Annotated in this window: 14 protein-coding genes; all 14 read left to right on the top strand. The window is 56.7% G+C overall.

The window, feature by feature from the left end; all coding sequences use genetic code 11:
• Positions 1-546: 546 nt before the first annotated feature.
• The 14 genes from ACEPLT_RS13330 to ACEPLT_RS13265 all read left to right on the top strand — a co-directional run bounded on the left by ACEPLT_RS13330 (position 547) and on the right by ACEPLT_RS13265 (position 14,258).
• Entirely contained in the window at positions 547-1,041 is a 495-nt protein-coding gene (locus tag ACEPLT_RS13330) for a hypothetical protein (RefSeq protein ID WP_023293804.1), read from the top strand.
• 23 nt (positions 1,042-1,064) lie between these two features.
• Positions 1,065-1,568, top strand: coding sequence for a type VI secretion system lipoprotein TssJ (tssJ, locus tag ACEPLT_RS13325; protein WP_023344389.1), 504 nt, complete (start codon positions 1,065-1,067; stop codon positions 1,566-1,568).
• 28 nt (positions 1,569-1,596) lie between these two features.
• A complete protein-coding gene (tssK, locus tag ACEPLT_RS13320; RefSeq protein ID WP_032675004.1) occupies positions 1,597-2,940 on the top strand; it encodes a type VI secretion system baseplate subunit TssK in 1,344 nt (447 codons plus the stop codon).
• Positions 2,941-2,957: 17 nt separating this feature from the next.
• Positions 2,958-4,196 (top strand): DotU family type VI secretion system protein, encoded by a 1,239-nt coding sequence (locus tag ACEPLT_RS13315; protein WP_447088267.1) that lies wholly within the window; start codon positions 2,958-2,960, stop codon positions 4,194-4,196.
• A gap of 3 nt (positions 4,197-4,199) precedes the next feature.
• Entirely contained in the window at positions 4,200-7,820 is a 3,621-nt protein-coding gene (tssM, locus tag ACEPLT_RS13310) for a type VI secretion system membrane subunit TssM (RefSeq protein ID WP_232927503.1), read from the top strand.
• 16 nt (positions 7,821-7,836) lie between these two features.
• A complete protein-coding gene (gene tagF, locus ACEPLT_RS13305) occupies positions 7,837-8,553 on the top strand; it encodes a type VI secretion system-associated protein TagF (protein WP_008502646.1) in 717 nt (238 codons plus the stop codon).
• 11 nt (positions 8,554-8,564) lie between these two features.
• The gene (gene tssA / locus ACEPLT_RS13300) at positions 8,565-9,581 is read left to right on the top strand and encodes a type VI secretion system protein TssA (RefSeq protein WP_021240386.1); all 1,017 of its coding nucleotides are present in this window, start codon (positions 8,565-8,567) and stop codon (positions 9,579-9,581) included.
• Between the two features lie 75 nt (positions 9,582-9,656).
• Positions 9,657-10,181: a type VI secretion system contractile sheath small subunit gene (gene tssB / locus ACEPLT_RS13295; RefSeq protein ID WP_008502644.1), complete on the top strand. Its 525-nt coding sequence runs from the start codon at positions 9,657-9,659 to the stop codon at positions 10,179-10,181.
• Positions 10,182-10,184: 3 nt separating this feature from the next.
• Complete coding sequence (gene tssC, locus ACEPLT_RS13290; RefSeq protein ID WP_021240385.1) at positions 10,185-11,684, top strand: type VI secretion system contractile sheath large subunit; 1,500 nt, start codon at positions 10,185-10,187, stop codon at positions 11,682-11,684.
• Positions 11,685-11,763: 79 nt separating this feature from the next.
• On the top strand, positions 11,764-12,195 hold the full coding sequence (locus ACEPLT_RS13285; protein WP_232927505.1) for a Rap1a/Tai family immunity protein: 432 nt from the start codon (positions 11,764-11,766) through the stop codon (positions 12,193-12,195).
• A complete protein-coding gene (locus tag ACEPLT_RS13280) occupies positions 12,192-12,686 on the top strand; it encodes a T6SS effector amidase Tae4 family protein (RefSeq protein WP_021240383.1) in 495 nt (164 codons plus the stop codon). Before ACEPLT_RS13285 ends, ACEPLT_RS13280 begins: the two co-directional genes overlap by 4 nt.
• Complete coding sequence (locus ACEPLT_RS13275; protein WP_232927506.1) at positions 12,671-13,120, top strand: T6SS amidase immunity protein Tai4 family protein; 450 nt, start codon at positions 12,671-12,673, stop codon at positions 13,118-13,120. Before ACEPLT_RS13280 ends, ACEPLT_RS13275 begins: the two co-directional genes overlap by 16 nt.
• Before the next feature lie 180 nt (positions 13,121-13,300).
• Positions 13,301-13,783: an Hcp family type VI secretion system effector gene (locus tag ACEPLT_RS13270; protein ID WP_008502640.1), complete on the top strand. Its 483-nt coding sequence runs from the start codon at positions 13,301-13,303 to the stop codon at positions 13,781-13,783.
• Positions 13,784-13,850: 67 nt separating this feature from the next.
• Positions 13,851-14,258, top strand: a complete 408-nt coding sequence (locus ACEPLT_RS13265) for a putative T6SS immunity periplasmic lipoprotein (RefSeq protein ID WP_023344386.1) — start codon at positions 13,851-13,853, stop codon at positions 14,256-14,258.
• Positions 14,259-14,289 lie beyond the last annotated feature (31 nt).

The following is a 14,289-nucleotide window of genomic DNA, read 5'->3' as shown; positions in this document are numbered from 1 at the left end:
AAATTAACATTTTTCTGCATAAGTGAAATATTCGCACCCAGGCGATGAAGCGTCTTCAATATTAAAGATACCCTGTTAGTGCAACAAATAATTCATCAGGGATATATTCATTTGACATCAAAAAAACGCGAATTCTACTAATTATGGTAGTGGCGATAATAGCGTGATTGCGTTAATGAAAGTGGTTCTCTTTTGTGTTTTTTAATAGATAAAACATGATGTTATGTAGTTTTGTGGTGGAGAAATAAGAAAGGGTGGGCCATATCGTTTTTTATCATAGGATTAATCCTATAATTTTCCGACTGCTTCATTTACCAACAGTTACGCGGCGGTAAATATTGAATTGATACGAAGCTCATGTAAACTTGTTTACCGTTTGTCAAAATATGTCAGGAAGACACTGGGCCTTATTCTTAAAGGCTCGTGCGGTAGCTATGCCCTTAAAGTAGTAACGCCCCGAAAATATCCTGGCTATTTTAACAATAGCACTTAAGTCAAACTTCATCCCCTTATCTCCATCATCGAAATATCGCTACGGAAAAGCATATGAAAATGCGCGTACTGTTTTCACTTCTGTTTGTAATGGCGGTGGCGGGCTGTAAAGCACCGCAGAAACCTGTGATTAACGACGATACGATCGAGACCAGCCAGGTCAACGGCGTCACCTTAACCCACCGTCACGCCGTGACGGCGCCGACGGAGTTCACGCCGGTTAACGAGCCGTATCGTGCCATGTATCCGGCCTCTCTGATGAGCCGTCCTGACTTCGGCGGTAAAGTTATCCGCACTCTTGATACCGGAAAAACGTACGTGGTGCTGGGTCAGGTTGAACACTACTGGATGGCGCTTGCCGATGAAGGCAACGAGCAGCTGATTGGTTACGTTCCGATGCGCGCCGTTATCAAGGCCGACCAGTACGATGCCGCCGTGCGTAAACAGGCCATTCGCCATAAGACGCGTAAAAAAGCGACCTGTGTCGATGTCGACGGCAACAGCAAAGCCTGCAAAGACAGCGCTAACGGTACCTGGATCCTGAACTAAACGGCTTTCATGAGCGCATTTTTATGAATAATAAAAATTTTCATAGGCTGTGGTTATTCTTTTACGCGATGATTTTCGCGCTGATCGGTGGTTGTTCGTCGTCTTCACACAGCGACCCCTCCCGCTACAATCTGCAGTTTCAGGCTCATCCACAAATCAATGAATCTGCGCCGCTTAAGGTTCGGGTGCTGTTGCTGAAATCCGATGCGGATTTCATGTCCAGCGACTTCTACTCCCTGCAGAACAACGCGTCAGCCACGCTTGGCGCGAATCTGCTGAACAGCGATGTGTTCTTCCTGATGCCGGGACAGCTGTCAAAAACTCTCAGCGGGCAAAGCTCGCCGGAGGCTCGCTACATCGGCGTGATGGCGGAGTACCAGGTGCTGGATGGCAAAAAATGGCGCGTTTCACTCCCTCTGCCCGTGCCTGGCGAAAATCATATCTACCAGTTCTGGAAATGGTCCGCCGATGAACTTCAGGCCAACGTTTTTCTCGACGTGAACGGCATTCGGGTCATCAGCCAGTAACGCGCTTCTAAACAGGAAACACATCATCATGACGAAAGCAGAAAAGGTCGTCTGGACCGAAGGCATGTTCCTGCGTCCACACCATTTTCAGCGGACTGAAAGCTATCTGCTCAACCATGTTCGTGAATGGGGCGCGCTGCAGCGATCGTATCTCTGGGGCTTTCTCGACGTTGAACTGGATGAAGCGATGCTTCGTCAGGGATGCATTGCCCTGAGCTACTGCAGTGGGCTGCTGCCGGACGGCACCTTTTTCCAGGTGCGCAACGGGCGCAACGGTCCTGTACCGCTGAAAATTCCTGACAATCTCACCAACGAAAAGGTGGTGCTCGCACTGCCGGTTCGTCGTGGCGAGAGAGAAGAGGTGATTTTCAGCGAAGAGCCATCCTCGCTGGCGCGCTTTATCGCGTTCGAGCAGGAGGTGGAGGACGATAACGCCATGTCGGTGGGGGATGCTACCGTCCAGTTTGGCCGCCTGCGTCTGACCCTGATGCTCGAAAAAGACCTCACGGCGGAGTGGACCGCCATCGGCGTGGCGTTTGTGACCGAGAAGCGTAACGACAACCACGTGCGGCTCGACAACACCTACATCCCGCCGATGCTCAATGCCAATAACAGCCCGCAGATCTACAGCATGATCAACGATCTGCACGGCTTACTGGTGCAGCGCAGCCAGCAGATTGGCGGCCGTTTGCGCCAGCCCGGCCGCTTTAACACCTCTGAACTGATCGAGTTTACGCTGCTGTCGCTGGTTAACCGTCATCTGGGCGAGGTGTCTCATTTAAAAACCCTCCCGCTGCTGCACCCGGAAACCCTCTGGCGCAGCTGGCTGCCGTTTGCCACCGAGCTCGCCACCTGGACGTCGCAGCGTACCGCCGAAAGCGTGCTGCCGATTTACGATCATGACGATCTGGCGAACTGCTTCAGCAAGCTGATGCTGATGCTGCGTCAGGGGCTGTCGCTGGTGATGGAAGACCACGCTATCCAGCTGCCGCTTAACGAGCGCTCTCACGGCCTCAACATCGCCACGGTGCCTGAAACCAGCATGGTGCGTGAGTTCGGCTTCGTGCTGGCGGTCAAAGCCAACGTGCCGGGCGAACACCTGCAAACCCATTTCCCGGCGCAGATGAAGGTCGCACCGGTGTCGAAAATCCGCGATCTGGTTCAGCTTCAGCTGCCGGGCATTATGCTGCGCGCCATGCCGGTTGCACCGCCGCAGATCCCGTGGCATGCCGGCTACAGCTACTTTGAGCTCGAGAAGGGCAGCGAGCTGTGGCACGAGATGGATAAGTCCGGCGCATTCGCCCTGCACCTTGCGGGGGAGTTCCCGGGGCTGGATATGGAGTTTTGGGCCATCCGTAGCCCGACAGAATAATAAAGCGAGCGCTTAATATGCAGGAACGACAGGATACCGGCAGCGATGCCGCGTTCACCGGGGCCAGTAGCAACAATCAGCTGGTGGCGGCCGCCAATCCGCTGCTCAATGCGATTCCGCAGATCCGTCATTCGGTATCGCACGACGATCAGGTGGCGTTACGCCAGCGCCTGATCGATGAAATTCGCCGTTTCGAAGTCCGCTGTCAGCAGGCGGGGCTGCCCTACGAAGTGATCGTCGGGGCACGCTACTGCCTCTGTACGGCGCTTGATGAAGCCGCCGCGCTCACCCCCTGGGGCAGCAGCGGGGTCTGGTCGAGCAACGGCCTGCTGGTGACGTTCCATAACGAAACCTGGGGCGGCGAGAAGTTCTTCCAGCTGCTGGCGCGCCTGTCGCAAAACCCGCGCGAGCACATTCTGCTGCTGGAGATGATCAACTACTGCCTGCTGCTCGGCTTCGAAGGACGCTATCGGGTGCTGGACAATGGCCGCACCCATCTTGAGACCATCAAGCAGCGGCTGTGGCAGATGATCCGCGGCGTGCGCGGCAGCTATCCGGCGCCGCTTTCTCCCCATCCGGAAGATCGCCCGGTGCTGCGCAAGCTCTGGCGGCCGATGGTTCCTCTCTGGGCCTGCGTGGCGCTGGCCGGGTTTATCGCCTGTCTGTTTTATATCGTGCTCAACTGGCGTCTTGGCGACAGCACCAACCCGGTGCTGGCGAAGATTTACCAGTCCCAGCTGCCGGAAACCACTATTCAGCAACCGGCGCGTCAGCTTCCGGCAGTGCTAAACCTGCGCGGCTTCCTGAAGCCGGAGATCGAGGCTGGCCTCGTCGCGGTGAAAGACGAAGCGGATCGCAGCGTGGTTATCCTGAAAGGCGACGGGCTGTTTGCCTCTGCCTCGACCGTCGTGCGCGACCGCTATGAACCGGTCATCCACCGCATCGCGCAGGCAATGAATAACGTGAGCGGCAAAATTCTGGTGGTGGGCTACAGCGACAACGTGCCGATCCGCAGCGCGCGCTTTGCCTCTAACTATGAACTCTCTCTGGAACGCGCCCGCTCGGTACAGAAAATGCTGCAGGGAAGCCTCTCTCAGCCTGGCCGCGTGAAAGCGGAAGGGCGGGGCGAGATTAACCCGGTGGCGCCGAACACGACGCCTGAAAACCGCGCCCGTAACCGCCGTGTGGAAATTACTCTGCTGGTGTCGCCTGAAAATACCCAGGCCGAGCTGAACGGATTGCCGCAAGGAAACTAAGGAATGCTGACGACTCTTCTTTCCATACTGACTAACCGCATTCTGTGGAGCTTCCTCGGCGTCACGGCGCTGGCGGCGGTGATCTGGATGATTGGCCCGCTGTTGTCCATCGTGGACACCCGGCCGCTTGAATCTGAACAGAACCGCATCATCAGTATCGCCGTGGTCTATCTGTTGTGGGCGCAGGGCCACATTCTGCCGCGTCTTTATAACGCCTGGCTGAACCGCAAGCTGATGGACAAGCTCAATGAGAACACCACCAGCCCGGAAGCGGCGGATCCGCAGAAGCGACTGAACAACGAGGAGCAGATCCTCGCCAGCCGTTTTGATGAAGCCGCGCAGATGCTGAAAAAAGCGCACTTCAGCAAGGCGGGACAGGGCGCCCAGTGGACGCAGCGCTTCAGCACGCAATATCTCTATCAGCTGCCGTGGTACGTCATTATCGGCGCGCCGGGTTCCGGTAAAACCACGGCGCTGGTCAACTCCGGGCTGCAGTTCCCGCTGGCCGACCGTTTCGGTAAGACCGCCCTGCGCGGCATTGGCGGCACGCGTAACTGCGACTGGTGGTTTACCAACGAGGCCGTGCTGCTGGACACCGCGGGTCGCTATACCACCCAGGAGAGCGAGCAGGTGCAGGACGCCGGGGAATGGCTGCAGTTCATGGGGTTACTGCGCAAGTATCGCCGCCGCCAGCCGATCAACGGTGTGATCGTCACCATCAGCATTTCTGACCTGCTCACCCAGTCCGCCGAGGCGTCCCGCCAGCAGGCGGTGAACCTGCGCCAGCGTCTGTCCGAGCTGCATGAACAGCTGGGGATTCGCTTCCCGGTCTACGTGATGGTGACCAAGGCCGACCTGCTCAAAGGCTTCCGCGCCTGGTTTGCCGACTACGATAAAGCGCAGCGCGACCAGATCTGGGGCTTCACGCTGCCGTGGGAACAAACCAAACACGCCGATTACGACCTGATGGGCAATTTCCAGCAGGAGTTTTCTCTGCTGCAGCAGCGCCTCGACGCCGGGCTGCCGGAAACCATGCTCAAAGAGCATGACGCGAAGACCCGCGCCGAAGCGTATCTTTTCCCGCAGGAGTTCGCCGCGCTGCGTCCGCTGCTGGCAGATTACCTGAGCACGGTCTTCGCCCGCTCGAACTTCGAAACCGAGTTCTCTCCGCGCGGGATCTACTTCGCCAGCGGGACGCAGGAAGGCATGCCGTTCGACCGCGTGATGGGCGAACTGAACCGCGCGCTGTCGCTGCCGGAAGGGGCAGAGAGCGATAACTGGGATTCGGTCAGCAAAGAATCGCCAATCCCGGGCGCAAAAGGCCAGAGTTTCTTCATCAAGAACCTGCTGCAAAACGTCATCTTCCAGGAAGCCGGGATCGCCGGAGAAAACCGCTGGTGGGAGCTGCGCAACCGGGCCGTGATCTGGTCTGGCTATGCGGCGCTGCTGGCTCTGCTCGCGATCCTGGGTGGACTGTGGCTCACCAGCTATGCCAAAAACAAGGCCTACCTGGAAGAAGTGGATGCGAAGGTTCCGCTGCTCGACCAGCAGAGCAAGGCCTTACAGAACCAGACCCAGCGTGACCTGTTCGAACTGCTGCCGCTGCTGAATAGCCTGGTGGATCTGCCGAAAAGCGACGCCTTTGATGTCAACGATCCGCCGATCTCCCGCCGCATGGGGCTTTATCGCGGGGATGACGTTAGCGACGCCTCCCAGTCCCTGTACCAGAAAGCGCTGGATCAGATGCTGCTGCCTGCCGTCGCCATGCACATCACCACCTGGCTGCGCAACGACAACGGCAGCGATGTGGAATACAGCTATGAAGCGCTGAAAGCCTATCAGATGCTGTATCAGCCGAAACACTATGACGGCAAATTCCTGCATTCATGGGTGATGCTCAACCTGCAGCGTAACCTGCCGCAGAACGTCACGAAGGCGCAGCTGCAGCAGCTTGAATGGCATCTGACGCAGCTGCTGGAGCCGAAGATTCAGGCCTCGCCGTACGCGCAGGACGAATCCCTGGTCGCACGCGAAAGAGCGATGATCAACCAGCAGCCGCTTTCCACGCGCGTCTATGGCCGCCTCAAGCGCCTGCTGGAACATGATGACAACCTGAAGCCGGTCTCCCTTTCCGACCTTGGCGGACCGCAGAGCGAGCTGGTGTTTTCGCGCAAAAGCGGCAAGCCGGTGAGCGAGGGCGTACCGGGTCTCTATACGCCGGACGGCTACTGGAAAAGCTTTAACGGCCAGATTGACAGCGTCACTACGGCGCTGCACGAGGACGACGCCTGGGTGCTGGGGGCCGCCACCGCGCAGGAAGATAAGCAGCAGATCGATAACGCCGTGCGCCAGCTCTATATGCGCGACTTTATCGCCAACTGGGATCGCTTCCTCGCCGACATCCAGCTCAATAACAGCGCCGACCTTTCCCAGCGCATCAACACCGCGCGCCTGCTCTCCGGCGCCAACTCGCCGCTGCGCCGTCTGGTGCAGAACCTGAGCCAGGTCCTGACGCTGTCACGCAATGCGCCAGCGCCGGAAGATGCGGGTAAAGCGCAGGATCAAAGCAACCGCGCCACCCGTACGCTGGAAGCCCTGTTCAGCAACAACGACGCTGCACCGACGCAGGCCGCGGTGGTTACGCAGGCTCCGGAACAGCTGGTGACCGACCACTATGCGCCGATGATTGAGCTGGCGCAGCCGCTGGAGAAGGGCGGAAAGACCATCGTGTTTGATGATTTTCTCAAGCAAGTGGATGAACTCTATCGCTACCTGACTGCCGTTCAGGATGCGGCCAACAGCGGCATGCCTGCGCCGGGCGGGGAGGCGATCAGCCGCCTGCAGGCCAGCGCCGGTCGTCTGCCGGGCGGGCTGCAAACCATGTTCAGCAACATGGCGGTAGGCGCCAGCAGCGATACCCAGCGTCGCGATCTGGAAAACGTGCGTAAGCGCATTAACGTTGAGGTGGGCGGGTTCTGCCGTCAGGCGATTGCCGGTCGCTACCCGCTGGTGCGCAGCGCCAGCACCGAGGTCACCCCTGACGATCTCGCGCGCATGTTTGCGCCGGGGACCGGACTGATGGATACCTTCTTTCGCGATAACCTGACCAGCAAAGTGGACACCACCCAGGCCAACTGGCGCTTTATGCCGGGCATCGACGGGAAAACGCTGCCGGGAAGCGAAGGGCTGCTGAGACCGTTCCAGCAGGCCCAGTCGATTCGCGACGCCTTCTTTGCTAACGGCGCAACCACGCCATCCTTCAAGGTGACGGTTCGCACCGTGCGAATGGATAACACCATTCTGAACCTGACCCTGGACGTGGACGGTCAGCTGCTGCGCTACAGCCACGGGCCGCAGGCGGTGCAGATCATGAACTGGCCGGGGCCGGGCGGCACCAACCAGGTCCGCATGCAGCTGGGTCTGGCGAACGGCAGCACGGCGACGCTGGTGACCAACGGTTCCTGGGCGCTGAACCGCTTCTTTGATAAAGCGAGCACCAGCCCGGGGGCGGGTAGCCTCAGCCGTCAGGCCACCTTCAACGTCGACGGACATCAGGTCACGCTGGAGTTTGCGCCAAACAGCATTCGCAACCCGTTCCAGCTTCCCCGTTTCTCATGCCCATAACCGCAAGGACAGCCGTATGACGAATACCCCTGCGATGAACCGCTACAGCTGGTATGGCAAGTTACCCAGCGCCGGAGATTTTTTGCAGCGCCGCTTTCCTGACACCTTACAGCGCCAGTGGTCGCACTGGTTCCAGGTCGGTCTGCTGGCCTGGCAGCAGGAAGAGCAGCGCAGCGGCGAGCGCCCGTTTCAGAAAGCACCCGTCTGGAATTTTGTGGTACCGCCCATGCTGGGCAGCCAGATGATCCAGATGGGCTGTCTGCTGCCCGGGCGCGACAGCGTCGGCCGACAATACCCGGTTTGCATTCAGCTGAGCTTCGCCCCGTCAGAGTGGTCGACCAGCCTGCTCAGCCAGGCCGAAAGCTGGTATCAGCAGATTGGTCGTCTGGGGCTGCACGCGGTGCGCAACAGTTTTTCCGCCTCGCAGCTCGACGAGATGCTGATGTCCATTCCGGCGCCGCAGCCGGTCGAGCCGCAAAAGCGCTCCGACATCCTGGATGTGATTGGCTACGATGAGGACGGCCAGAGCACGCTGGGCTGGCCTCAGGCGGCAGAGTGCTTTGACCCGCTGCGTCAGACCAGCTACTGGTGGACCAACCGCTGCGACGGATACCCGCTCTACACCCACGTGCACAGCGGCAACTTTACCGGGCAGCTTTTCACCCTGCTGTTCGATCCGGCAGGGGGCGCCCGTCCGGGCCGTCACGGTCTCTATCCGCCTATGTTTGAATAAGCAGGGATCTCATGAATATCGAAGAATTTCTCGCGCCCATAAGCCCCGACAACCCCTGCGGCGAAAACCTGGAGTACGACGCTGACTTCCAGGCGATGAACCAGGCGAGCCTTGGGAAAGCGGAACAGCAGTTTGGCGACACCATCATCCCGGCGGAGCCTGCTGACTGGAACACGGTCGAAAAATACGCCACCAGCCTGCTGACCCGCACCAAAGATCTTCGCGTCCTGCTGGCGTTAACCCATGCCTGGACCCGCCGTCGCGGGCTGGCAGGCTACGCGGACGGATTACTGCTGGTGCAGGAGGCGATCGCCCGCTACTGGGAGCCGCTCTATCCGCTGCTCGAAGAGTATGGCGAAACCGACCCGTTCTACCGCATCAACGCTCTCGCCGGGCTGAGTGATAAATCCGACCTGACGGTCGCGGTACGTAACGCCTCGCTGCTGCGTTCAAACGGCGATGAAATTTCGCTGCGGGATGCCCAGGCGCTGCTGGACGGCAGTAAAACCGAATGCCCGGACTATCCCGGCGGGCGCCCGCGGCTGATTGACGAGCTGGCTCGCGGCGACCAGCCGGGGACCGCCGCGGTTATCGTCATTAACGAACGTCTGCTGGCCATCCGCGAGCTGCTCATCGGGCATCTCGGTGAAAGCGGCGTACCGGAGATGGAGCAGCTGCTGAAAACCGTGGGGCTGGTGGCCAGCGCCTGTCAGGTGACCGACATCAGCAAGCTGCTGCCGAACCGTGATGCGCAGGCTGAACCCCAGGCTGAGCAGCAGCCGACGGCTACGCAGCCCGTTCAGCCGGTGACCGACTGGCGCAGCGTGCAGGTCACCAGCCGCGCCGACGCCCAGCTGATGCTGGAAAAAGCGAAGCAGTATTTTGCGCAGTACGAACCGAGCCACCCCGCACCGCTGATGATTGAACGGGTGCAGCGGCTGTCAGAACTTAACTTTATGGACATTATTCGCGACCTGGCGCCAGACGGCGTTAACCAACTGGAAAACATCTTTGGGCGCCGCGAATAGCGCGTCCAGGCATTATGACGTCAGGCATGGAGCCTGGCGTTTCACCTTCACCGCGCATCTTTGATGGAGAACATCATGGCAATGAGTAACAGTGGGCAGAAATTCATCGCACGTAACCGTGCCCCCCGCGTGCAGATCGAGTATGACGTAGAGATCTACGGTGCAGAACGTAAAATTCAGCTGCCGTTTGTGATGGGCGTTATGGCCGATCTGGTCGGCAAACCGGTGGAAAACCTGCCGGCCGTCGACGAGCGTAAATTCCTCGAAATTGACATCGACAACTTTGACGAACGCATGAAGGCGCTGAAGCCGCGCGTGGCGTTCCAGGTGGACAACACCCTGACCGGCGAAGGTAAGCTCAACGTCGATCTGACCTTCGACAGCATGGACGACTTCCTGCCGGACGCGGTGGCCCGCAAGGTCGAACCGCTGAACAAGCTGCTGGAAGCGCGCACCCAGCTCTCCAACCTGCTGACCTATATGGACGGTAAAAACGGTGCGGAAGAGCTGATCGCAAAAATTCTGCAGGATCCGACGCTGCTCAAATCCCTGAGCCAGTTGCCGAAAAATGACGAAAGCGCGAAAGGTAGCGAGGAATAATCGATGAGCAACCAGACTCAACAACACGAGCAGCAGGCGGGTCAGGCGTTCAGCCAGGATGAATTCAGCGCGCTGCTGAACAAAGAGTTCCGCCCGAAAACCGACCAGGCGCGTTCCGCCGTCGAAAGCGCGGTCAAAACCCTGGCGCAACAGGCGCTGGAAAATACCGTCACCTTCTCGAACGATACCTACCGCACTATTCAGAACCTGATTGCCGGTATTGACGAGCAGCTGTCGCAGCAGGTGAACCAGATCATTCACCACGAAGAGTTTCAGAAGCTGGAGAGCGCCTGGCGCGGTCTGAGCTACCTGGTGAACAACACTGAAACGGACGAGATGCTGAAGATCCGCTTTATGAGCATCTCCAAGCAGGAGCTGGGCCGCACCCTGAAACGCTACAAGGGCGTGGGCTGGGACCAGAGCCCGATCTTCAAGAAGATCTACGAGCAGGAGTACGGTCAGTTCGGCGGCGAGCCGTTTGGCTGCATCGTCGGCGACTACTACTTCGACCACAGCCCGCAGGATGTTGAACTGCTGGGGGAAATGGCGCGCATCGGTTCTGCGGCGCACTGTCCGTTCATTACCGGTACCGCACCGGGCGTGATGCAGATGGAGTCCTGGCAGGAGCTTGCTAACCCGCGCGACCTGACCAAGATCTTCCAGAATACCGAATACGCCGCCTGGCGTTCGCTGCGTGAATCGGAAGATGCCCGCTATCTGGGCCTGGTGATGCCGCGCTTCCTGTCGCGCCTGCCGTATGGCATTCGCACCAACCCGGTCGACAGCTTTGACTTTGAAGAGCAGACCGACGGCGCGAACCACAACAGCTACTCGTGGGCGAACGCCGCGTACGCGATGGCCGCCAACATCAACCGCTCTTTCAAAGAGTACGGCTGGTGCACCTCGATTCGCGGCGTGGAGTCCGGCGGGGCGGTGGAAAACCTGCCGTGCCACACCTTCCCGAGCGATGACGGCGGCGTGGACATGAAGTGCCCGACCGAGATTGCCATCAGCGATCGTCGTGAAGCCGAGCTGGCGAAAAACGGCTTTATGCCGCTGGTTCACCGCAAAAACTCCGACTTTGCCGCCTTCATCGGCGCGCAGTCCCTGCAAAAACCGGCGGAGTACCACGATCCGGATGCGACCGCTAACGCGCGCCTGGCATCACGTCTGCCGTACCTGTTCGCCTGCTGCCGTTTTGCTCACTACCTGAAGTGCATCGTGCGCGACAAAATCGGCTCCTTCCGTGAGCGCGAAGAGATGGAACGCTGGCTGAACGACTGGGTCATGAACTACGTCGACGGTGACCCGGCGAACTCCTCCCAGGAGACCAAGTCCCGCAAACCGCTGGCGGCTGCGGAAGTGCAGGTGCAGGAGATTGAGGACAACCCGGGCTACTACGCCGCGAAGTTCTTCCTGCGTCCGCACTACCAGCTGGAAGGTCTGACCGTTTCTCTGCGCCTGGTATCTAAACTGCCGTCGCTGAAGACGAAAGACGCGTGATAATAATTGCCGGCCCGCAGGGGCCGGCCATTTGTGCGTAAAAGCTTAACTTATTTCTGTCAGTGAATAAGGATATACGGTGAAACATAGACTTTTGATCGCAACCAGTTTGCTGGCAGTTTCTACTCTGGCAAGCGCGGACGTCGGAAATTATAAATACCCTCAAGCTGAAGCGTTGCCTCAGGATGACACATCAAACTTCCAACGCGATCCGACGTTGTTAACGGGATACGATTTAAATTTGAGTGCAGATCGTTTCGCTAAAGCCTGGCTGTCGAAAACGAATGAACGTGAACGCATCAAGGCAAATATGTATCTTCTCGGCGTAGTCGACGCGTCTGAGGGCACGGCATGGTGCAAGGGCAGGCCTTTTTTGCCAAATACGCTACATGAGTTTCTCTATTCTCGTTTTGCGAACTTATCGAAACAGCAAGGCGAGGAACGCGCTTCAAAAATCATCATTGACGGAATGAAAGAATTACGCCCGTGCAAAAAGGAGAGTGATAAATGAGACCATTATACGAACAACTAAAACGTCAGCATTACTCTTCAAATCATACCCGTGCGGGTTTTGCCTCGGGTGAACAGGTCTTCTCAGAAATTGGCTATGATTATTCAACGATTATCAAGCAGCAACCGGCATACGAAAATACCTGTGCGGTAAGAATGAGTCTGGCATTGTTAAAATGTAATGTTGAATTCACAGGGCGTTTACCCATAAAGTCGGGCCCCTATAAAGGAAAAACAATCGAACCCGGCGCAAAATTACTTGCAGATCAACTTTATAAATCACATGTGTTTGGCAAGGCAGAAATCTTTACCGATCGCGAGGCGGGTGCGCGATCGATGTTGGGCCGAAAAGGCGTTGTTTTCTTCAATAAAATTGATGGGTATGGCGGTGGTCATATCGACCTTATCGAGCCTCTGAGTAATAATTCGTTTATATGTAACTCCGATTGCTTTCCGTACTGTCAGGAAATCTGGTTTTGGGAATTAAAATAATTTCATCCAGGCAGCTAAAGACAGCATTTCTTTTGCTCGCTTGCTTATGTTTTTCTGCTCGCGGCGATAACCCATACGTTGATTTTTATCAGCAGCAAACATACCGGCAGGTAGTTAAAGATTTTGTCCTTGCGCGCTGCCTTGCGCAGGTGGCAGATAAAGGCAGCCAGTTTTCTGCTGACGCCGCTCGCATTGCGAGTGCATTCATTGAGTGGATACCTTTTGATGCTGAAAATGGCACTGAGAAAATGGATGCGCTCATTGGAAAATATAAAGATCACATTAACGGGTTTCATGCTGAGCGAAAGCCCGACGTAAAAGGTGTCACGTTAAATTGTCTGCGTCTTTATCATAGTAACGAACTTAATAAACTTGTTCCTCAATTAATCATCGGAAATCCTGACCGCACCTGGATTCAGGATAATCCACAATAGTAAAAGACTTCACATTCTTTCCATTTATTCCGGGGGAATGTAAGACTGTCAAATGACACGGGTCATTTGATGTGAGGCAGAGGTAAAATATGGACGGTTTTATTCAGCCCCATGCTTTCCTGTTTGCCATATAAGTGCTTTTTCGAAAGCAATATTGTTCATCCACGAAGAGTAGATATTATGGCTATTGATATGTTTCTGAAGGTCGAGGGTGTTACGGGCGAATCTAAAGATTCTAACCACACCGGCTGGACTGATATTACCTCCTTCTCCTGGGGCGCTTCCCAGCCAGGTAATATGAGCGTTGGCGGTGGCGGCGGTGCCGGTAAAGTTAACTTTAACGACCTGCACGTTAACGCGCTGATCGACAAATCCACCACCGCTATCCTGAAACACTGCGCCAGCGGTAAACACCTGACCAAAGTTGAGCTGTCCGTTTGTAAAGCGGGCGGCCAGCAGGTGGAATACTCCCGCATCACGCTGGAAGATGTGCTGGTGACCTCTGTGCAGTATACCGGTGCTGACAACGGCGATACCGTTGGTGTGACCTATGCATTCCAGGCTGCGAAAGTGAAACAGCAGTACTGGGAGCAGACCACGTCGGGTGGTAAAGGTGCTGAAAGCAGCGCTGGCTGGAACATCAAAGAGAACAAAGAAGCGTAATTGCGCATGTGGCCGGGGAGTTTTCCCCGGTCATTATCAACCTCAAGAGCCCTCAGGATTGGCGGGCATGATTATGCAAAAGTTATTCGGTGTGTTTGCAGTCACGTTAATGGTCAGCGCCTGTTTGTCTCATCCAGAACAATATCAGTCGCTTTCGGTAACGCTGAAAAATAATGAACCCTGCTTTGCTATCCCTGCTAATTCCGGGTTAGAAGCGCCGGTCACCAGCCATTCACCCACCATTATGAAACGAGCGGGAAATGAATGGAAAACGATATCGCCGCCGTCAACATATAGCCCTGTAGTGACGTTAAATACTCAGCAGTGCAACCAGTGGCGTGGTATCGCGTGGCAAACCGGAGAATATGATGTGGCACAGACAGTGTCGGCTAAAAACGATTCTGTTCGTTATGCCGCGCGATTCACTCTGGAAGAAAATGCTTCGGGCCAATTTACGATCTCTCAGACCGAATAGAATGTGTTATCACCCAAACGCCGCCGTTCTC

This window comes from Enterobacter sp. fkY84-1 (assembly GCF_052974705.1).
This window is presented reverse-complemented; position numbering and strand designations above follow the sequence as displayed.

Coding starts and splice junctions, on each gene's coding strand:
- ACEPLT_RS13330 (WP_023293804.1), top strand. CDS start 547: ATGAAAATGCGCGTACTGTTTTCACTTCTGTTTGTAATGGCGGTGGCG.
- tssJ (WP_023344389.1), top strand. CDS start 1,065: ATGAATAATAAAAATTTTCATAGGCTGTGGTTATTCTTTTACGCGATG.
- tssC (WP_021240385.1), top strand. CDS start 10,185: ATGAGCAACCAGACTCAACAACACGAGCAGCAGGCGGGTCAGGCGTTC.
- ACEPLT_RS13315 (WP_447088267.1), top strand. CDS start 2,958: ATGCAGGAACGACAGGATACCGGCAGCGATGCCGCGTTCACCGGGGCC.
- ACEPLT_RS13265 (WP_023344386.1), top strand. CDS start 13,851: ATGATTATGCAAAAGTTATTCGGTGTGTTTGCAGTCACGTTAATGGTC.
- ACEPLT_RS13280 (WP_021240383.1), top strand. CDS start 12,192: ATGAGACCATTATACGAACAACTAAAACGTCAGCATTACTCTTCAAAT.
- tssK (WP_032675004.1), top strand. CDS start 1,597: ATGACGAAAGCAGAAAAGGTCGTCTGGACCGAAGGCATGTTCCTGCGT.
- tssM (WP_232927503.1), top strand. CDS start 4,200: ATGCTGACGACTCTTCTTTCCATACTGACTAACCGCATTCTGTGGAGC.
- tssA (WP_021240386.1), top strand. CDS start 8,565: ATGAATATCGAAGAATTTCTCGCGCCCATAAGCCCCGACAACCCCTGC.
- tagF (WP_008502646.1), top strand. CDS start 7,837: ATGACGAATACCCCTGCGATGAACCGCTACAGCTGGTATGGCAAGTTA.
- ACEPLT_RS13270 (WP_008502640.1), top strand. CDS start 13,301: ATGGCTATTGATATGTTTCTGAAGGTCGAGGGTGTTACGGGCGAATCT.
- tssB (WP_008502644.1), top strand. CDS start 9,657: ATGGCAATGAGTAACAGTGGGCAGAAATTCATCGCACGTAACCGTGCC.